Genomic DNA, 19,858 nt, shown 5'->3' on the forward strand with positions numbered 1-19,858 from the left:
ACGCCACCTGCCGTCGCGCCGGTCGACCGGACGCGACGGCAGGTTCCTCACGCGGGTGCGGACGTCACGAAACCCTCGTAGTCCTTCTGCGCGACGTCGTCACAGATCCCCCGGTACACCCCGACGCCGCCGACGTAGGGGTAGAGCCGGCGCGGCTTGCCGGGGATGTTGGCACCGACCCACCACGAGTTCGCCCGGGGCAGCAGTGTCGCCCCGCTGACCTCGTCGTGGTGGGCGATCCACTCCTGCTCCGCCTCCTCCGACGCCTCGATCCGGTGCTGCCCGTTGTCGCGCAGGTGCCGCAGCAGATCGGTGATCCAGTCGACGTGCTGCTCGATGGACACCGGCATGTTCGACAGGACCGACGGGCTCTGCGGACCAGTGATCATGAAGAGGTTCGGGAACCCGGCGGCGGCGACACCGAGGTAGGTGCGCGGGCCGTCCGCCCAGCGCTCGGCGAGCGGGACATCGTCGCTGCCCGTGATCCCCAGCTTGAACAGGGTCCCGGTCATCGCGTCGAACCCGGTGGCGTAGACGATCGTGTCGGCGTCGTACTGCTCCGCCGCCGTCCGGACACCGCTCGGGACGATCTCCTCGATCGGGGCCTGCCGGAGGTCGACCAGCGTGACGTTCTCCCGGTTGAACGTCTCGTAGTACCCGTTCTCCAGCGGCGGGCGCTTGGTGAAGAACGGATGGTCCGACGGGGAGAGCAGCTCCGCGACCGCCGGGTCCTGCACCCGCTCCCGGACCTTCTCCCGGAGGAACTCGGCCGCCGTGTCGTTGGCCGCCTCGTCGAGGAGCAGGTCGTTGAACGTGGTGCCGAGCCGGAAGCCACCGCGCTGCCACGCCTCCTCGAAGATCTGCCGGCGCTCCTCGTCGTCGACCGACAGGGCCGTCCGGTCCGGTGCGTCGTAGGGGAACCCGAACCCGGTCTCCCGGGTCCGGGCCCAGATGTCGGTGTAGTTCTCCTTGATCTCGCGGGCGTCGTGCTCGGTCATCGGGCGGTTGCCGCCTGCGATGTCGTAGTTGGGTGTGCGCTGCAGGACGTGGACGTGCTCCGCCTCGGCCGCGATCTCCGGCACCGCCTGCACCGCCGTCGCCCCGGTGCCGATCACGACCACCCGGCGGCCGGTGAAGTCCACGCCCTCGTGCGGCCACGCCCCGGTGTGGAAGCTGTCGCCGGCGAACGTGTCCCGGCCGGGGAACTCGGGCAGGTTCGTCGTCGACAGGCACCCGACGGCGGTGATCAGGTAGCGGGCCGAGAGGCGCCGGCCGTCGTCGGTGTCGACCAGCCAGCGCGTGCCGTCCTCGTCCCAGGCCGCGGACGTCACCGTGGTCCCGAAACGGATGTCGCGGCGCAGGTCGAACCGGTCGGCGACGTGCTGCAGGTAGCGCAGGATCTCCGGCTGCGCGGCGAACCGTTCGCTCCACGTCCACTCCTGCAGCAGGTCCTCGGACAGCCGGTCGGAGAAGCTGTAGAAGTAGCTCTCCGAGTCGCACCGCGCGCCCGGGTAGCGGTTCCAGTACCAGGTCCCGCCGACGTCCTCGGCCCGCTCCAGCACGAGCGCACGCATGCCGAGGGTGTCGCGCAGCCGGTGGAGCATGTAGAGCCCGGACATCCCCGCGCCGATGACGATCGCGTCCAGGTCAGCGGTGTCGATGGGCTGGTCGGTCATGACGAACCTCCGCACGTGCCTGCAGCACTCGGGGACGCCACCCCGTCGTGACGCCCGTCACCTTCGAATGTGCCTGACGGACGGCCGGTAGGCAATGCCGCCGGTGTACCCGGCCCGGGCGGACACGAGGTGAATTGACCGGGTCGGTCGTGATCCGGATGCTGACACCGTGACGGGGCGATGGCGGAACTGGGCGGGCAACCAGCGCACCCGGCCGGTCCGCACGGTCCGGGCCCGCGACACCGGCGAGGTCGCCGACGCCGTCCGCGCCGCGGCGCTCACCGGCCTGCGGGTGAAGGCGCTCGGCAGCGGTCACTCGTTCACCGGCATCGGGGTGCCCGACGGCGTCGCGATCCGGCCGCCGTCCGACCCGGCCGGGATCCGGGTGGACGGCGACCTGGTGCACGTCCCGGCGGGCGTCGGGCTGCGGGAGCTGAACCGCAGGCTCTGGGCGCACGGGCGGGCGTTGCCGAACCTCGGCGACATCGAGCAGCAGACCGTCGCCGGTGCGATCTCCACCGGCACGCACGGCACCGGCGCCGGGTACCGGAGCATCGCCGACGGCGTCCGCGGCCTGGAGGTCGTGCTCGCCGACGGGACCGTCCGCCGGGTCACCGAGGGTCCGCTGCTCGACGCCGCCCGGGTGGGCCTCGGCGCGCTGGGTGTGATCACCGAGGTCACCCTCGCCACGGTGCCCGCCTTCCACCTGCACGCGCTCGAGTCGGCCCGGCCGCTGCCGGAGGTGCTCGAGGGGCTCGACGACCTCGCCGCACGCCACGACCACGTGGAGTTCTACTGGTTCCCGCACACCGAGGTCGCCGCGCTCAAGGTGAACGACCGCACCGACGAGCGGGAACCGCGCCGCGGCCGTGCGGCCGCCTGGATCGGTGACGAGCTGCTGGGCAACGCCGGGTTCGGGCTGGTGTGCCGGGCCGGCGAGCTGCTCCCCCCGCTGGTCCCCCGGCTGAACGCGGTCCTGGCCGGCCGGATGGCGTCCGCGGAGTACGTCGGGCGGTCCTACGAGGTGTTCTGCAGCCCGCGCCGGGTCCGGTTCCTGGAGATGGAGTACGCGGTCCCCCGCGAGGCACTGCCCGAGGCGTTCGCCGGGCTGCGCGCCGCCGCCGAGCGGCACGCCCGCGACGTCACGTTCCCGGTCGAGGTCCGGGTGCTCGGCGGGGACGACGCATGGCTGTCGACGGCGCACGGACGGGACACCGCCTACCTCGCCGTCCACGTCCACTCCGGACGCCCGCACGATGCGTACTTCGGCGCCGTGGAGTCCGTGCTGTCCGCTCTGGATGGACGCCCGCACTGGGGCAAACTCCACGGCATGACCGCGGCGCAGCTGCGCCCGCGCTACCCCCACTTCGACGCGTTCGTCGAGACACGCGACCGGCTCGACCCGGAGGGCCGGTTCCGCAACGCCTACCTCGACCGGGTTCTGGGAGTGCCGTGCGCCTCGCCGACCTGACCACCCCCGCCCTGCTCGTCGACGCCGGCGCGCTGGAGGCGAACCTCGCCGACATGGCCGCGGCGCACCCGGGCCCGCAGCTGCGCCCGCACGTCAAGGCGCACAAGACGACCGCCCTGGCCGCCCGGCAGACCGCGCACGGCCACCACGGCTTCACCTGCGCCACGGTCCGCGAGGTCGAGGGCATGGCCGCGGCCGGGCTGGGTGCGGACCTGCTGCTCGCCAACGAGGTGCTCGACGCCCGTCGGCTCGGCGCCGTCGTCGCGGCCGGCGCCCGGGTGACATTGGCGATCGACTCCCCCGAGACGTTGCGGGCCGCGGTGGACGGCGGCGTGCGCGAGGTGCTGATCGACGTCAACATCGGGCTGCCGCGCTGCGGGATCGCACCGGAGCACGCCGGCGCGCTCGCCGACACCGCCCGGGCCGCGGGCCTGAGCGTGCGCGGGGTGATGGGTTACGAGGGCCACCTGCAGCTGCTCACCGACGCCGCCGAACGCGCCCGGCTGACCACGGAGTGCACCGACCGGTTGCTCGCCGCGCACGCCGACGTCGGCGGGGACGTGATCTCCGGCGGCGGCACCGGCACCCACGCACACAACACCGCGTGCACCGAGATCCAGGCCGGTTCCTACGCGCTGATGGACACCGCCTACACCGCCGCCGGACTGCCGTTCCGGCAGGCGCTGACCGTGCTGTCCACCGTGGTCTCGACGACCGCACCGGCCGGGGACGCGCCCGGCTGGGCCGTCGCCGACGCCGGGTTGAAGGCCTTCGGGATGGACCACGGGAACCCGTCCGTCCCCGGCGCGGCCGTGTGGTTCTGCTCCGACGAGCACCTCACGTTCGCGGCGGACGTCCCGCCCCGGGCCGGCGACCGGGTACGGGTCGTGCCCGCACACATCGACCCGACGGTCGCGCTGCACGAGCGGATGCACGTCGTCGACGGTGCCGGGCCCGACGCCGAGGTCCTCGACACCTGGGCGGTCGACCTCCGAGGCTGGTGACGGGGCCCACCGCTTCGTACCCTGGGCGGGTGCGCAACCCGCTCACCGGCACCGGCACCGGCACCGGCTCCGCCGACGTGGACACCCTCGTCCCGTACGAGGATGCCGTGACCGCGCTGGGGCGGGACGGCGACATGATCGAGTACCCGGACGACGTCCCGGTGGCACACATCGTCGGCACGGTCGGCCGGGCCGGTGACTTCGACGGGTCGTTCCGGCTGCGCAACCGTGACCTGCAGGAACGGTGGGACGCGGTCGCGGCGGCGATGGCGCGCCCGGGCGGCGTGCCGCGCGTCGAGTTGATGCGGCTCGGCGAGATGTACTTCGTGGTGGACGGGCACCACCGGGTCTCGGTCGCGCGCACGCGGGGGCACCTGGTCGTGCCGTCGCGCGTGCGCCGGATCTGCACGATCGCCTACGCCATGGCGTGCCTGCGGGCCGCGCACCTGCCGAGCAAGGCCGCGGAGCGGGAGTTCCTGCTCCGGATCCCGCTGCCCGACGAGGTGCGTACCCGGCTGTGGCTGGACCGGTCGTCGGACTGGATGCGCCTCGCCGACGCCGCGGAGGCGTGGGGCTACCGGGAGTCCCTGCGCGGCGACCCGGTCACCGACCGGCGGGACCTCGCGGCCCGGTGGTGGACGCGGGAGGTCGGGCCGCTGGTGGAGCACCTGCGCCGGGCCGGGATCGGGGTCGGCCTGCGCGACGTCCAGCTCTACGCCACCGCCACCGCGGCCCGGGACCGTCGCGGGCACAGCGGATGGCCGGTGCCGATCCGCTGAAGATCAGGCGTACCGCTGCGCCAGCGCGGCCAGCCCCGTCCCGAACACCCCGTTCGCGAACAGGTCGACCAGGCTGCCCTCGTCGGCGGCGTCGGCGTCGAACTCCACCCACCACTCGGCGAAGGTGTGCCCGACGGCCGTCACCGGGGCGAGCCGCACGGTGGACACGTAGCGGCGCACCGGGAACGGCGACTCGACGATCTCGTAGGTCAGTGCGTGCCCGCGGTCGTCGAGGGCGAGCAGGTCCTCGACGACGACACCGCCGTCGCCGAGGCGCAACCGGCGCTGCGCCCCGATGTCGGTGGCCGACGCGCCGCGGGTCAGCTCGCAGGACTCGATCGCGGGGTGCCAGCGGTGGATGCCGCCGAAGTCGCGGATGTGCGGCCAGATCTCGGCCAGCGGCGCCGGGATCACGGCGCTGGAATAGGGGCGGGGCATCGGGTCTCCTCCTCGGGAGCGGTCAGGTCGGTTCGGTGCGCAGGTGCGGGGCCTGCGCGGCGAGCACGTCGAGCTGGGAGCGGACGGCCTCGAAGTTGTTCCCGGTCCGCAGGTCCAGCGCGATGGACGCGGCGTGGGTGGTGGTGTCGTGGAACGCGGCCCGGGCGACCTCGAGCTGTGCCCCGACCGAACGGGCGACGTCGCCGCCCGGCGCACCGATCTCGACGCTCTCGCCCAGCTGGGCCGTCCGCAACGCCCGGGCGAGCTTTCCGTCCAGGCGGCGGCCGATGTCGAGCAGCCAGTCCTTCGCGGGACCGTCGGGCACGGTCCGGACGACGCCGTGGAAGGCGGTGACCGACCCGACACAGCCCTCGTAGGCGAGTGCCCAGCGAGAACCGGGCGTCAGCCCGTCCGGGAGGACCGCCGGTGCGTCCGCGGTGGCCTGCTGCATCGCCTGTCGCTCCTGCGGGCTCGCCGAGCGCAGGTACGAGCGTGCGAGGAACTGGCCGGGAAGCCCGACGAACAGCACCGACGGCACCGCGCAGAAGATCACTCCCGCGATCGCGGACCCGATCGTGCGCGCGATCAGCTCACCGGCCGGGTACTGCCCGGCTTCCGAGACACCGATGGCGATTCCGAGCACGATCCCGACCGCCACCCCGACCAGCAGGAACACCAGCCAGCCGTGCGCGGCGATCGTGTGCGACACGCGGCCACCGCGCACCGCCATCCGGCGCCGCCAGTCCCCGCCCGGCGGTGGCCCTGGCCGCTTCGTCGCCATCATCGCCCCAGCGCGTTCTTGAAGGCACGGGTCTGCTCGGTCAGTGCCCGCTCGACCGGCAGACGCTCCATCGACGAGGCCCCGTAGAACCCGTGGCAGACCCGCGCGTTTCGCAGCACGTACGCGGCGTCGTCCGGCATCGCGATCGGCCCCCCGTGGCACAGCACGAGCACGTCGTCGCGAACCTCCAGCGCGGCCGCGGCCCACTCGTCGACCATCTCGACGCACTCGTCCAGGCTCGGCGCGACCGCAGCACCGATCGAGCCGCCGGTGGTCAGGCCCATGTGGCACACCACGATGTCCGCCCCGGCCCGCGCCATGGCACGGGCGTCGTCGGCGGAGAACACGTACGGCGTCGTCAGGAGGTCCTTGGCGCGTGCCGCGGCGACCAGGTCGACCTCCAGCGCGTAGCCCATGCCGGTCGCCTCGAGGTTCGCCCGGAAGTTGCCGTCGATCAGCCCGACGGTCGGGAAGTTCTGGATCCCGGCGAACCCCAGCCCGGCGAGCTCGTCGAGGAACCGGTCGGTGAGCAGGAACGGATCGGTCCCGTTGACCCCGGCCAGCACCGGCGTGTGCCGCACCACCGGCAGCACCTCGGCCGCCATCTCGACGACGATGTCGTTCGCGTTGCCGTAGGCCAGTAGGCCCGCCAGCGAGCCACGGCCGGCCATCCGGTAGCGGCCGGAGTTGTAGAGGACGACGAGGTCGATCCCGCCCTCCTCCTCGCACTTGGCCGACAGCCCCGTCCCGGCCCCGCCGCCGACGATCGGCTCGCCGCGCGCCGCCATGCCGGCGAAGCGGTCCATCAGCTCGGCCCGGGTGAACCGCCTCATGCCTGCACCTCCCGCCACGCGGCCAGGACCGCGTCGGCGAACTCGGGATCGTTGACGTGGTGCGGTACCAGCCGCACACGGTCCGCATCGGACACACCGGATCCGATCACGGCGAACAGCGCGGCGTCGGCCTCGGGATCGTGGAACGCCTGCGCGGGCGCGTCCAGTGCGGACACCCCGCCCATCGGGAGCAGGAACAGCCACGGCCCGGTCAGCGCGTTCAGCTTGCGCGCCAGCCACTGCCCGATCGCCCGGTTCTCCTCCACAGTGGTCCGCATCAGCGTGACGTTCGGGTTGTGCTCGTAGACCAGCCGACCGGCGAAGCGCTCCGGAAGCGTCGCGATCCCGCCGAAGTTGACCATGTCCAGGGCTCCGCAGGACCCGACATAGGGCACGCCGGTGCGGGCGACGGCGTCGAGCCGGTCCTCGCCCGCCGCCATGATCCCGCCGACGAGCAGGTCCGCGACCTCGGTGGTGGTCAGGTCGAGGACCGAGTCGATCAGGCCGGAGCCGACCAGCTTCTCCATCGACGCCCCGCCCGAGCCGGTGGCGTGGAAGACCAGCGCGTCCACCCGGTCGCCGAGCCGCTCGCGCACCGCGTCGACACACGGGGTGGTGACGCCGAACATCGTCACGCCGACGGCGGGCAGGTCGGTGTCCGCGGGTGCCACCGGAGCCGCCACCGCCCCGGCCAGCATGTGCGCGGCGTTGCCGAGGACCCGTCGCGAGATCCGGTTCAGGCCCGCGATGTCGGTGACCGCGTACAGCATCGCGATGTCGCTCGCGCCGACGTAGGGGGTGGTGTCGCCGGAGGCGACGGTGGAGACCATCACCTTCGGCACGCCGACCGGCAGCGCACGCATCGCGGGTGTCACCAGCGCCGTCCCGCCGGAGCCCCCGAGCCCGAGCACCCCGCCGACGTCCTCGCGGGTGGCCAGCAACGCCCGCAGTGCCTCCGCCATGGCGACGACGGCGCTGCCGCGGTCCCCGGTGAACACCGCCGCAGCGCCGTCCGGGTGGTGCGCGGCGACCTCGGACGCCGGGACGTCGACCCGCGCCGCCGCCCGCTGCGGGTCGTGCGTGGACACGTCGACCCGGCACACGGGCACCCCCGCCGCGGTCACCAGGTCCGCCACGAACTGCAGCTCGTCGTGCTTGGTGTCGTACGTGCCGATCACGTATGCGGTCCCCACACCGGAGTTCTACCGGTACTGCCCACTCCGGGGCGAGGATCGGGACCGGATCGACGCAGGGCACTATGACACCAGCGCCCTCGTCCCCCGGGCTCGCGACTCGTGGCCCCTGACGTCGTTGGAGAGACATGCTCGGTCACCCGGACGACCCACGTGGCATCGTGCTCCCGCTCGACGGGCGGCCCGCTGTGGCCGACGCCCCGGAACGCAACGGCGGTCCGCGACCCGCACGGGGCTTCTCCCCCGGCCCCGCGCTGCTGCTGAGCTGGCAGCAGGCCGGTCCCGCGGAGGCGGACCGCAGCTGGGGCACGACGCTCTCGCCGTCGAGTGAGCTGGCGCGCCGGCTCGGCCCGAGCCCCTCGCGGGGCCCGGAGCGGGGCCTGACCTTCCGGCTCACGCTCCCCGAGGCGTTCGGCGCCGAGCCGCTGCTGCGCCTCGCCGGGGCCGAGCCGGCCATCGCGTACCCCGGCCCGTCGGCGCTGGTCCCGGTCGGCGTGCCCGGTTCCGGCCCGGGCCCCGGAGCGGACCTCGGCCTGCTCGCCCTGACCCTCGCCGTGGAGATCGCCGCGACCGACACCCAGCACCGGGTGCTCGACGAGCTGACCGCCGCCGTCGGGGACCTCGCCCCGTCCTGCGGGACGGGGCTGGACTCGCGGCTGCGCGCGGCCGAGGAGTCGCTGCGCGCTGCGCAGACCGAGCTGCTGGAACACGGGGCGATCACCTCGGCCGCCGGGCTGGACACCGCGGTCGCGAACCTGTCCGTGCTGCGCCACCGGACGCACGCGTGGATCGCCGGGTGGGAGCGCGTCGTCGCCACCACCGACCACGCGGGGACGCCCGGGATCGGGCTGCGCGAGCTGCTCGGCGAGGTCGGCAAGCTGGGCTGGACGGGCTTCCCGGGTGCCGTGCACAGCGCCTACCAGGGGCTCGTCCTGGACGCGCGGCGGATCCTGCTCACCGCAGCCGACGACCTGCTGCGCTCGCCGAATCGGTCGTTGCCGGCGCTGCGGCCGATCGTGGAGTCGGATCTCGCCGGGCGGGTCGCGGACGTCGGGCGGCTGCACCGGCTCCTCACCCAGCTCTCGGTGCTGCCGCTGACCGTGCGCAAGCGCTCCGGCGCGATGATGCCGAACCTGATCGCCGACCAGGCCGCCGCGAACGCGCGCACCCAGGCGCTGTTCACCCGGATGGCGAACGCGTTGCGCCCGCCGTCGTGGTCGGGCCATGTCGCCGTCGAGGTGCGGTCGCTGGAGACCGGCGAGCTGCAGGTCCTGCGCCCCGCCTGAGTCCGGCGCACAGACGACTCGATCCGGCGCACAGACGGCTCGAGGAGCCCCGGTCCGGCGACGACGACCGGTCCGGAGCTCCTCGGAGCCGAACGGAGGGGGCTCAGCGAGCGGCGGCCTCGGCCCGCTTGCGGGCGTCCTTCGCGGCGCCCTTGGCCTGCTTCGCCGCGTCGGCCCCGGCCGTGGCGGCGCGGTCGGCCAGGTCCGAGCCGAACCTCGCGGCCTGCGCCTGGGCCTGGGTCGCGAGCGTGGAGATCCGGTCGGCGTACTCCGGGGCACGCTTCTCGGCACGGGCGACGGCCTTCTGTGCCTGCTTCTCCCAGCGGGCCCGGCGGCGCTCCGCCTCCTGGATCCACCGGTCACCGGTCCGGTCGGCCGCCTTGCGGTAGTGCGCGCCGCGCTTGTCGACGGCCTTCTCCAGCTTCGCGCCCTTCTTGTTCGCGACCTTGGCGAGCTTGGCGCCCTTCTTCTCGGCCACCTTGGCCCGCTTCTCCGCCTTCTTCGCGGCGCTCTCCGCCGCGACCGAGAGCTGGTCGGACCAGGTCGACGCCTTGGTCGAGGCCACCTCACCCAGGTGCGCCGCCTGCTCGGACGCCCGCCCGCTCCACTCGGTGGCGCGCTCGCGCACGACCGGGCCGTACTCGTCGACCGCGTCGTGCAGCTTCTCCCGGCCACCTGCCGCGGCCGCCGCGATGGACGAGCCCGCCCCGGCCAGCCCGGCCGCGAGCTGGGCACCGGTCTCGGAGTCGGCGTCGGAGGAGAACCGCGCCTGCACCTGCTCGGCGGTCCTGCGGGCCCGGTAGGCGTTCGACGGTTTGCCGTGGGTGTCGGCCGCCGCGATCAGCAGCCCGCCCAGCAGCCCGACGTTCTTCAGGAAGTGGATCTGCTGGTCGGCCCGGCGCTGCTGGTCGGTCTCCTCCCAGAAGCGGTGCGCGGCGAGCGTCGTGGGGATGATCGACGCCGCGAGCGCGGTGGCGGCGAGCCGGGGGCACTTGCCCACGGCCAGCAGCGAACCGGCGGCGATCTTCACGCCGGCGTCCACCTTGATCAGGGTCTCGTTGTCGGGGCGCCGGTCCATCGGCGCGTTCTCGACCACCCGGTCGATGACCGGGGCGGCCTGGTCCAGGACGGGCTTGGCGGCCTGCGCGTGGCCTTCCGCCTGACGGAACGCGTTGACACCGCCGTAGATGAAAATGGCCGCGAGCATGGGCCGGGCAACTCGTCGCAAGACTGGCATGGGTCACCTTTCCCCGGTCTGGCACGTCCGCAAACCCGGGGCCGGGTGTGGCACCACGACAGTGGTGTCGCAATCATGGCTCGGGTGACGAACGGACGGCGGGCGATCGGGCTCGACATCGGAGGAACGAAGGTCGCCGGAGCGATCGTGAGCGAGGATGGCACGGTCCACGCCGAACTGCGGCGCAACACCCCGGACACGTCCGACGCGGGCACGATGAACGGTCTCCTGCGGGACATGGTCTCCGAGCTGCGCGCGCACGAGGCCGGTACCGGCGTCTGCGCGATCGGGGTCGGTGCGGCCGGGACCGTGGAGTGGCCGGACGGACGGATCCGCTGGGCACCCAACAGCAGCTACCAGGACTGGGACCTGCGCGCGGACCTCGAGGCGGCGACCGGGCTGCCGACCGTGGTCGACAACGACGGCAACGTCGCCGGGCTCGCCGAGGCCCGGCTCGGGGACACCCGCAACGACGACATGGTGCTGCTGACCGTCGGCACCGGCGTCGGTGCCGGGATCATGCTCGGCGGGCGGATCTACCGCGGGCCGCACGGGCTCGGCGCCGAGGTCGGGCACATGACGATCAACCCGGACGGCCCGCGGTGCGGCTGCGGCAACCACGGCTGCCTGGAGTCGATGGCCTCGGGCACCGCGCTGGCCCGGATGGGCCACAACGCCGCCGCGCACGACCCGGACGGCATGATCGCCGGCCTGGCCCGCGAGGCGGACGGCGAGGTGACCGGCCGGCACGTGACGACGGCCGCGATGGCCGGCGACCGGACGGCGCAGTCGTTGTTCGAGCGGCTCGGCCGGGCGCTCGGCATCGGGATCGCCGGCATCAACGCGATCTTCGAGTTCGAGGTCGTCCTGATCGGCGGCGGCCTGGTCGACGTCGGCGAGCTGCTGCTCGGGCCGGCCCGTCGGGCGGCCAGGGAGTTCCACTACGGCCCGCCGGGGGTCCGCCCCGTCCCGCCGGTCCTCCCGGCCACCTACAAGGGCGACGCCGGCAAGATCGGCGCGGGCCTGCTGGCACTCGAGGAGGCGTGAGCACGGAACAGGGCTACGCTCCTCCGGGTGACACTTCTGCTCGGACCGGTCCTGCGCCACGTCGACGAGACCTCCGCGCTGGTCTGGGTGCAGACCGACCGGCGCTGCCGGGTCGAGGTGCTCGCCTGCGCCACCGAGACCTTCGAGGTCGCCGGGCTGCACTTTGCCCTCGTCGTGGTCACCGGGCTGGAACCGGACACGCGCTACCCGTACGACGTGCACACCGACGGCACCCGGGTCTGGCCGCAGCCCGGCTCACCGTTCCCGCAGAGCGTGATCGCGACGCGGGGGCCGTCCACCGAACGGAACCAGCGGATCGTCTTCGGGTCGTGCCGGTACGTGAAGCTGGCCGATCCGCGACAGGCCCGGCGGTACGGCCTGGACGCCCTCGACGCCTACGCGACCCGGATGACCTCGCTACCCCCCGAGGAGTGGCCGAGCGCGCTGCTGATGCTCGGCGACCAGGTCTACGCCGACGAGCTCACCCCGCAGACCCGGCGCCGGATCGCCGGGCGCGGGGAGCGGCATCCCGAGTGGCCGGACGACGAGGTGGTGAGCTTCGGGGAGTACTCCGGGCTCTACCGGGACTGCTGGTCCGATCCGGAGGTGCGGTGGATGATGTCCACCGTCCCGACGGCGATGATCTTCGACGACCACGACGTCCGCGACGACTGGAACACCTCGGGCACCTGGCGGGCGCAGGTGGCGCAGCTGCCCTGGTGGCCCGACCGGATCCGGGCCGGGCTCGTGGCGTACTGGGTGTACCAGCATCTGGGCAACCTCGCGCCGGCCGAGCTGGCCGCCGACACCGACTGGCAGGCGGTCCGCGCGCACGAGGGTGACGCCTGGCCGCTGCTCGCCGAGCGGGCCGACCGGTGGGACACCGAGACCGGTGAGGGCCCGGACCGGCACAAGGACGAGCGGTTCACGTTCTGCTGGGAGCTCGGCCGCACCCGGCTGATCGTGATCGACTCCCGGAACGGCCGGATCGTCGAGTCGGTGCCGCGCAAGATGGTCTCCGACGAGGAGTTCGACTGGATCACCGGGCGGGCGCTGGGCCCGGACGAGATCGACCACCTGGTGCTGGCGACGCCGATCCCGTGGCTGCTGCCGCAGGTCATCTCGGACCTGCAGGCCGCGGTCGAGAAGGCCGCGTACCGGCCGGGCCGGATCGGGCGCTTCGCGGAGTCCCTGCGCCAGGAGGCGGACCTCGAGCACTGGCCCGCGTTCGGGCACTCGTTCGCGCGGATGGCCGACCTGGTGCGCGAGGTGTGCCGGCCGCACGACGGGCGCCCGGCACCGGCCACGGTGTCGATCGTGTCCGGCGACGTCCACCACTCCTATGCCGCGGTCGCCGACGTGCACACCCGCGCCCCGGGTGACCGCCCCGGTCGCGGTGCCGACGGCACGCGGGTGCACCAGCTGACCTGCTCGCCGGTGCACAACATCGTCCCCGGGTTCATGCGGGTGCTGTTCCGGATCTCCTGGTCCCGGGCGATCGCGCGGTTCTCGAGGGCGTGGCTGCGCGGGACCAGGGCCGGTCGGGCCGGGGTGTCCTGGGAGCGGACGACGGGGCCGTTGTTCGGCAACCTCGTCGCGACGCTGGAGCTGGACGGCCGCCACTCCGCGGTCCGCTTCGAACGACCGCGGACCGCGTCCACCCTGGACACCGCGGCCGAGGTGGTGCTCACCCCGCAGGCCCCGGCACCCCGCACCCCGCTGACGGCCGCAGGCGCTTCCTGACGCGGTCCGCCGCGGTAGCGCTCAGCAGGTCGCGGTAGGACTCAGCACGTCACGGTAGGGCTCAGCACGTCGCGCGGTCGCTCAGAACTCCGTGCCCGACAGCCAGCCGCGCCAGACCTGCGGGTCACCGAGGACCTGGAGCCGGTCGTCGTCGGCCGGGATCCGGCGCAGCACGCCCTGCAACAGGTCGGCGGCGGTGCCGCGCACGGCGGCGTCACCCTTGCCGTGACCGTGCTCCCACCCGATCCGGCCGCCGTCGGCGCGGATCATCCACTCCCCGGCGACGCCGAGCTCGTCGTCGGTCGCGTGCAGGTGCAGCGTCGCGCCCTCGGCCAGCGGCGGTTCGGCACCGGCCGGGCGGGCCGCCACCAGGTCCAGCCACTCCGACAGGCCGTCGGCCGCGAGCTCCGGCGCGATCCGGAACGGCTCACCGAGCGCGATCGCCGCGTCCGCCCGGTGCACCGTGGCCTCGTGCAGCCGGCGCCGCACCCACCAGGCGGCCGGCCGCGGCCCGGTGAACGTCCACACCGGAGCCTGGGGACCGGCCTGCGTCACCGCGTCGAGCAGCTCCGTGACGCCGTCGCGCAGCCACCGCGCGGCCACCTCGGGCCCACCCTCCGGTGGTTTCCCGCCCGCGACGTCCCGCGGGTTCAGCACCTCGGTCGCCCCGGAGGCGATCATCTGCGCGGCCCAGCGGTGGCCGCGGCCGACGTGGCGCAGCAGCTGCTGCAGAGTCCATCCAGGACAGGTCGGCACCTCGAGCGCGGGGTCGGCCGTCGCGAGGAGGACGGCCAGCCGGTCGTTCTCCGAGATCAGGACTTCCGCGTAGGGGTCGACGGTGCTGCGATCCGGTGTCTCGGACATGAATTCACCCTCCTATTCGCCCGGACCCCGGCGCGTCGTGCATAAGGATCTTGCCGGTCGGGTAGTGATAGATCATGCCGCCTCACCGCGACTGGACGCGACGGGGAGCCGGGCGTGCGCTGTTGTACTGGCCGCTGGTCGCGTTCCTGCTGGCGGCGGCCTTTCCCGCTCTCGCGATACCGCTCGTCGTCGGCTCCGGGGTCGGGCTGCTGACCATCGGCATGATCGGCGGCGCCGCCGGGAGGCGTTGGCGGGCCCGGAAGCTGGCCAGGGCGCGCCGGGCCGTCGCCGAACTCGGCGAGCAGGCACGGCCGGGTTCCGGCCGCACGGCCGCCGCCGACGCGCGGGCGCGGACGGCCGAGCAGGTGCGGGAGCCGTGGCCCACCGGGCGGCACGCCCGCCGCCCGCGCACCCGGCCCGCCCTGGCTCCGGCGGTCGCGGCGACCCCGGCACCCGAGGCCGCCGAGGAGCCCGTCCGGCGCGACGCGGCCTGACCCTCGCCGACGCTCTACCCCGGGTGATCGCGATGTGACGCGCGCCTATTTCCTTGTACGTCCGATACTAGGATGTCAAACTAAATTGGCCGGGATCACCGCCGTCACCCCGGCGCGAGGAGCGGGCCATGGTCGAGAGCAGTGCAAGCGGAACGGGCGTCAGCACCGAACTGCACGTCCCCACCCACCCGGTCCGGTTCGTCACCGCGGCCAGCCTGTTCGACGGGCACGACGCGGCGATCAACATCATGCGGCGGATCCTGCAGAAGCAGGGCGCCGAGGTGATCCACCTGGGGCACAACCGCTCGGTGGACGAGGTGGTGACCGCCGCGATCCAGGAAGACGTCCAGGGCATCGCCATCTCCTCCTACCAGGGCGGCCACGTCGAGTACTTCTCCTACCTGGTCGAGCTGCTGCGCGAGCGCGGCGCGGGCCACGTGCGGGTCTACGGCGGGGGCGGCGGCGTGATCGTCCCCGAGGAGATCGAGCTGCTGCACTCGCGCGGCGTCGCCCGGATCTTCTCCCCCGAGGACGGCCAGAAGCTCGGCCTCCCCGGGATGATCAACATCATGATCCGGGAGTGCGACACCGACCTCACGGAGCAGGAGGCGTCGGCGGGTGGCTACGCGAGCCCCGCCTTCGCCGACGCGATGCTCTCCGGCGAGACGGCCACCCTCGCCCGCGCGCTGACCCTCGCCGAGGCGGGGAAGCTCCCCGACGAGGTCCGGGAGCGGATCGCCGCCTCCGAGCGGCCGGTCCCCGTCCTCGGCATCACCGGTACCGGCGGTTCCGGCAAGTCCTCGCTGACCGACGAGCTGGTCCGCCGCTTCCGGCTCGACCAGGAGGACAAGCTCCGGATCGCCGTGCTGGCCGTCGACCCGACCCGGCGCAAGGGCGGCGGCGCGCTGCTGGGCGACCGGATCCGGATGAACGCCCTTTCCGGCGACAGGGTCTTCTTCCGCTCGCTGGCCACCCGCGGCAACGACGGCGGGTCGCTGCCGGAGAAGCTGGGCGACACCATCTCGGTGCTGCGCTCCGCCGGGTTCGACCTGGTGCTCGTCGAGACCCCGGGCATCGGCCAGGGCGACGCGGGCATCGTGCCGTTCGTCGACCACTCGCTGTACGTGATGACGCCCGAGTTCGGCGCCGCGTCGCAGCTCGAGAAGATCGACATGCTGGACTTCGCCGACGTCGTCGCGATCAACAAGTTCGAGCGTCGCGGCGCCGAGGACGCCCGCCGCGACGTCGGCCGCCAGCTGGTGCGCAACCGCGAGGAGTTCGGCGCGAGCTGGGAGGACATGCCGGTCTTCGGCACCTCCGCCGCGACCTTCAACGACGACGGCGTCACCGCGCTCTACCAGAACCTGCGCGACATGCTCGCCGCCGACGGCCTCACCGTCGGCGAGGGCCGGCTGGCCCGGGTCGAGACCAAGACCTCGAGCGACTACGCCGCCGTCATCCCGCCGGAGCGGGTGCGCTACCTGGCCGAGATCTCCGAGGCGCTGCGCGGCTACCACGCCGACACCGAGCGGCACGCACAGGCGGCCCGGACCGCGCAGCACCTGCGCACGGCTCGCGAGCTGGTCGGCGAGTCGGTGCAGGAGGCGCTGGACCGGGCGGAGAAGGAACTGCCCGCCGAGTCCGCCGAGCTGCTGGCGCAGTGGCCGTCGCGGGTCGCGGACTACTCCGGCGACGAGTACGTCTACACCGTGCGGGACAAGGAGTTCCGCACGAAGCTGACCCGGGAGACGCTGTCCGGCAACAAGGTCCGCCGGGTCGCGCTCCCCCGCTACGACGACCACGCGGAGCTGGTGCGGTTCCTGCGCCGGGAGAACCTGCCGGGCCACTTCCCCTTCACCGCGGGCGTCTTCCCGTTCAAGCGTGCGGGCGAGGACCCGGCCCGGATGTTCGCCGGCGAGGGCGACCCGTTCCGCACCAACCGCCGGTTCAAGTACCTGTCGCAGGACTCGGACGCGAAGCGACTGTCGACGGCGTTCGACTCGGTGACCCTCTACGGGCACGACCCGGACACCCGGCCCGACATCTACGGCAAGGTCGGCACCTCCGGCGTCTCGATCGCCACCCTGGACGACCTCAAAGCGCTCTACGACGGCTTCGACCTGTGCTCGCCGACGACGTCGGTGTCCATGACGATCAACGGCCCGGCGCCGACGATCCTGGCCTACTTCCTCAACACCGCGATCGACCAGCAGGTCGAGCAGTTCCGCGCCGAGCACGACCGGGAGCCGGACGCCGCCGAGCGCGAGGACCTGACCGCCTACGCGCTGGCGAACGTGCGCGGCACGGTGCAGGCCGACATCCTCAAGGAGGACCAGGGGCAGAACACCTGCATCTTCTCCACCGAGTTCTCGCTGCGGATGATGGCCGACATCCAGGAGTGGTTCATCGCGCACCAGGTGCGCAACTTCTACTCGGTCTCGATCTCCGGCTACCACATCGCCGAGGCCGGGGCGAACCCCATCTCCCAGCTCGCGTTCACCCTCGCCAACGGCTTCACCTTCGTCGAGAGCTACCTCTCGCGCGGGATGGACGTCGACGAGTTCGCGCCGAACCTGTCGTTCTTCTTCTCCAACGGCATGGACGCCGAGTACACGGTGCTCGGCCGGGTCGCCCGGCGGATCTGGGCGGTCGCGATGCGGGAGCGCTACGGGGCCAACGAGCGGTCGCAGAAGCTGAAGTACCACGTCCAGACCTCCGGACGGTCCCTGCACGCGCAGGAGATGAACTTCAACGACATCCGCACCACGCTGCAGGCGCTGTGCGCGCTCTACGACAACGCGAACTCGCTGCACACCAACGCCTACGACGAGGCCATCACGACGCCGAGCCAGGAGTCGGTGCGGCGCGCGATGGCCATCCAGATGATCATCAACAAGGAGTGGGGCCTGTCGCTGAACGAGAACCCGCTCCAGGGCTCGTTCGTCGTCGACGAGCTGACCGACCTGGTCGAGGAGGCCGTGCTCCAGGAGTTCGAGTCGATCGCCGAGCGCGGTGGCGTGCTGGGTGCGATGGAGACCGGCTACCAGCGCGGCAAGATCCAGGACGAGTCGATGCTCTACGAGCACCGCAAGCACTCGGGCGACCTGCCGATCATCGGCGTGAACACCTTCCTCAAGCCCGATAACGGCGACGAGGAGCCGCAGGAGATCGAGCTCGCCCGGGCCACCGAGCAGGAGAAGCGCTCCCAGCTCGACCGGCTGGAGGACTTCCAGTCCCGCAACCGCACCGAGGCCGAGCAGGCGCTGCGCCGGCTACAGGACGTGGCCACGGGTGACGGCAACGTGTTCGACGAGCTGATGAAGGCGGCCCGGGTGTGCTCGCTGGGTCAGCTCACGACCGCGTTCTTCGAGGTCGGTGGGCAGTACCGCCGCAACATGTGACCGCGACCGGTGCGGCCGCCCGCTCGGGCGGCCGCACACCGGCGGTGACACCGCCGGGACCGTTTGATTGCTTAACGCTAAGCAACTAGTGTCGGCGTCACCCTTCAGGAGGTGACACCGACCCGTGTCCGACACCCTGCGCGGCGTTCCGTCCGGCAGCCCGGCCCCGCGACCGGACGAAGGCCCGCCGGCACCGCTGCCCCGCCGCCATCTCGTGTTCGGTGCGGTCTCCCTCGCCCTGTTGATGTTCTCCCTGGACCAGACGGCGGTGGCGACGGCGCTGACCACGGTCAGCGACGACCTCGGGGTCGACCTGGCCTGGACGGCCTGGATCGTCACGATCTACGCCGTCGGCCAGATCCTCGCCCTGCCGCTGGGCGGCCGGCTGGCCGACCGGTTCGGGAGCCGCCGGGTGTTCCTGGTCGCCGTCGCGTCGTTCGTCGTGTTCTCCTGCCTCTGCGCGGTCGCCGGCTCGATCGGGCTGCTGATCGGGGTCCGGTTCCTGCAGGGTGTGGCGACCGGGCTGATGCTGCCGGCGGCGAACAGCATCGTCGCGCACCACTACGGCCGGGACCGGGACCGGGCGCTCGCGGCGTTCGTGAGCGTGATCCCGATCGGGGCGATCCTGGGCCCGCTGGTCGGCGGGCTGGTCCTGACAGTGTGGTCCTGGCACGCGATCTTCCTGGTGAACGTGCCCCTGGGGCTGGTCGCGGCACTCGTCGGCGCGGCGCTCGTGCAGGAGCCGCCACGCCGCTCGACGGCTCCGGTCGACGTCCGCGGGATCACGCTGCTGATCGTCACGCTGGTCGCGGCGATGGTCGCGATCACCGGGACCGGCCGGGGTACCTCCGGGCTCGCGATGACCGGGATCGCCGCCGCCGTCGCCGTGGGGGGCGTCTGGGCGTTCACCCGGCACGCGCGGCGCCGGGAGGACGCGGTGGTGCCGTGGCGGCTGATCACCGGCGGCGGGCTCGGCATCATGAACGTGACCAACGTCCTCTTCGGTGCCGCGGTGATCGGGTTCTCCGCGGTGCTGCCGCTCTACGCGCAGACCCGGTACGGGCTGGCACCGTTCGCCGCCGGCGCGCTGCTCACCGGGCGGGCGGCAGGGACGATCGCGTCGTCCGGGGTGTCGGTCGCCCTGCTGCGGCGGACCGGGCACCGGCCGCTGCTGATCGGCGGGATGGCGGTCATCGTGCTCGGGTTGCTGCTCAGTGCGATGTCGCCGGTCGCCGCGACACCACCGGAGATCTGGCTGCTCGTGGCGGCGACGGTGCTCGGTGTCGGACTGGGCCTGACCGGCCCGGCCGCGAACAACGCCGGCATGCACCTCGTCCCGGACGACGTCGCGGCGGTGACCGGCCTGCGCATCATGTTCCGCCAGATCGGCGGCATCGCCGCGGTCTCCGCGACGACGGCGGCGATCGCCGCGTCCGCGACACCCGGCCTCGCGGGTGCGGGCGCGATCGTCGTGCTGGCCGTGCTGCTCGCCGGTGTCACCCTGCTCGCGGCGCGGATCCCCAACCAGCGCGGCCGGTGGTGACCGGCGGCCCCTCCGACCCTCCGACGCCGTCAGCGTCGGGAGCGCGGTGCCCACCCGCCCCGACCCGG

16 protein-coding genes are annotated in these 19,858 nt (G+C 73.1%); 9 read left to right on the forward strand and 7 right to left on the reverse strand.

What is annotated here, in order from left to right:
• Positions 1–47: 47 nt before the first annotated feature.
• The gene (locus tag JOF36_RS26445; RefSeq protein WP_210031962.1) at positions 48–1,676 is read right to left on the reverse strand and encodes a flavin-containing monooxygenase; all 1,629 of its coding nucleotides are present in this window, start codon (positions 1,674–1,676) and stop codon (positions 48–50) included.
• Positions 1,677–1,845: 169 nt separating this feature from the next.
• On the opposite strand from JOF36_RS26445, the gene JOF36_RS26450 reads away from it, so the two are divergent.
• From JOF36_RS26450 to JOF36_RS26460, 3 genes are read left to right on the forward strand one after another with little or no spacing between them, the layout of a single operon-like run.
• The gene (locus tag JOF36_RS26450) at positions 1,846–3,147 is read left to right on the forward strand and encodes a D-arabinono-1,4-lactone oxidase (protein WP_210031963.1); all 1,302 of its coding nucleotides are present in this window, start codon (positions 1,846–1,848) and stop codon (positions 3,145–3,147) included.
• Positions 3,129–4,151 (forward strand): alanine racemase, encoded by a 1,023-nt coding sequence (locus JOF36_RS26455; protein ID WP_210031965.1) that lies wholly within the window; start codon positions 3,129–3,131, stop codon positions 4,149–4,151. Before JOF36_RS26450 ends, JOF36_RS26455 begins: the two co-directional genes overlap by 19 nt.
• A 29-nt stretch (positions 4,152–4,180) precedes the next feature.
• Complete coding sequence (locus tag JOF36_RS26460) at positions 4,181–4,930, forward strand: hypothetical protein (protein WP_210031967.1); 750 nt, start codon at positions 4,181–4,183, stop codon at positions 4,928–4,930.
• Positions 4,931–4,933: 3 nt separating this feature from the next.
• Here the strand turns inward: JOF36_RS26460 and JOF36_RS26465 are convergent, their stop codons facing one another.
• From JOF36_RS26465 to JOF36_RS26480, 4 genes are all read right to left on the reverse strand, one after another.
• Entirely contained in the window at positions 4,934–5,368 is a 435-nt protein-coding gene (locus tag JOF36_RS26465; protein ID WP_210031969.1) for an SRPBCC family protein, read from the reverse strand.
• Positions 5,369–5,390: 22 nt separating this feature from the next.
• Positions 5,391–6,077, reverse strand: coding sequence for a hypothetical protein (locus tag JOF36_RS26470; RefSeq protein WP_210031971.1), 687 nt, complete (start codon positions 6,075–6,077; stop codon positions 5,391–5,393).
• 71 nt (positions 6,078–6,148) lie between these two features.
• Complete coding sequence (locus JOF36_RS26475) at positions 6,149–6,982, reverse strand: phosphoenolpyruvate hydrolase family protein (RefSeq protein ID WP_210031973.1); 834 nt, start codon at positions 6,980–6,982, stop codon at positions 6,149–6,151.
• Positions 6,979–8,175 carry a Tm-1-like ATP-binding domain-containing protein gene (locus JOF36_RS26480; protein ID WP_210031980.1) on the reverse strand — a complete coding sequence of 399 codons (1,197 nt, stop codon included), beginning with the start codon at positions 8,173–8,175 and terminating at the stop codon, positions 6,979–6,981. Before JOF36_RS26480 ends, JOF36_RS26475 begins: the two co-directional genes overlap by 4 nt.
• Positions 8,176–8,303: 128 nt before the next feature.
• On the opposite strand from JOF36_RS26480, the gene JOF36_RS26485 reads away from it, so the two are divergent.
• Positions 8,304–9,461: a hypothetical protein gene (locus JOF36_RS26485; protein WP_210031982.1), complete on the forward strand. Its 1,158-nt coding sequence runs from the start codon at positions 8,304–8,306 to the stop codon at positions 9,459–9,461.
• 103 nt (positions 9,462–9,564) lie between these two features.
• Here JOF36_RS26485 and JOF36_RS26490 read toward each other — a convergent pair whose 3' ends face one another.
• Complete coding sequence (locus JOF36_RS26490) at positions 9,565–10,668, reverse strand: DoxX family protein (protein ID WP_245350990.1); 1,104 nt, start codon at positions 10,666–10,668, stop codon at positions 9,565–9,567.
• Positions 10,669–10,773: 105 nt separating this feature from the next.
• Between JOF36_RS26490 and JOF36_RS26495 the strand changes: the two genes are divergently transcribed.
• Together JOF36_RS26495 and JOF36_RS26500 are read left to right on the forward strand one after the other, a co-directional pair.
• The gene (locus JOF36_RS26495) at positions 10,774–11,745 is read left to right on the forward strand and encodes an ROK family protein (protein WP_245350991.1); all 972 of its coding nucleotides are present in this window, start codon (positions 10,774–10,776) and stop codon (positions 11,743–11,745) included.
• 27 nt (positions 11,746–11,772) lie between these two features.
• Positions 11,773–13,488, forward strand: a complete 1,716-nt coding sequence (locus JOF36_RS26500; protein ID WP_210031988.1) for an alkaline phosphatase D family protein — start codon at positions 11,773–11,775, stop codon at positions 13,486–13,488.
• Positions 13,489–13,569: 81 nt separating this feature from the next.
• Here the strand turns inward: JOF36_RS26500 and JOF36_RS26505 are convergent, their stop codons facing one another.
• Positions 13,570–14,352, reverse strand: coding sequence for a maleylpyruvate isomerase family mycothiol-dependent enzyme (locus JOF36_RS26505; protein WP_210031990.1), 783 nt, complete (start codon positions 14,350–14,352; stop codon positions 13,570–13,572).
• Between the two features lie 74 nt (positions 14,353–14,426).
• Here JOF36_RS26505 and JOF36_RS26510 point away from each other — a divergent pair, with 74 nt between their 5' ends.
• From JOF36_RS26510 to JOF36_RS26520, 3 genes are all read left to right on the forward strand, one after another.
• Complete coding sequence (locus JOF36_RS26510; RefSeq protein ID WP_210031992.1) at positions 14,427–14,846, forward strand: hypothetical protein; 420 nt, start codon at positions 14,427–14,429, stop codon at positions 14,844–14,846.
• Positions 14,847–14,974: 128 nt separating this feature from the next.
• On the forward strand, positions 14,975–18,247 hold the full coding sequence (gene icmF / locus JOF36_RS26515; RefSeq protein WP_210032001.1) for a fused isobutyryl-CoA mutase/GTPase IcmF: 3,273 nt from the start codon (positions 14,975–14,977) through the stop codon (positions 18,245–18,247).
• Between the two features lie 124 nt (positions 18,248–18,371).
• Positions 18,372–19,790, forward strand: a complete 1,419-nt coding sequence (locus JOF36_RS26520; protein ID WP_210032004.1) for an MFS transporter — start codon at positions 18,372–18,374, stop codon at positions 19,788–19,790.
• Positions 19,791–19,858: the final 68 nt, after the last annotated feature.

Origin of the sequence: Pseudonocardia parietis (assembly GCF_017876315.1) — a bacterium.
Taxonomy (GTDB): domain Bacteria; phylum Actinomycetota; class Actinomycetes; order Mycobacteriales; family Pseudonocardiaceae; genus Pseudonocardia; species Pseudonocardia parietis.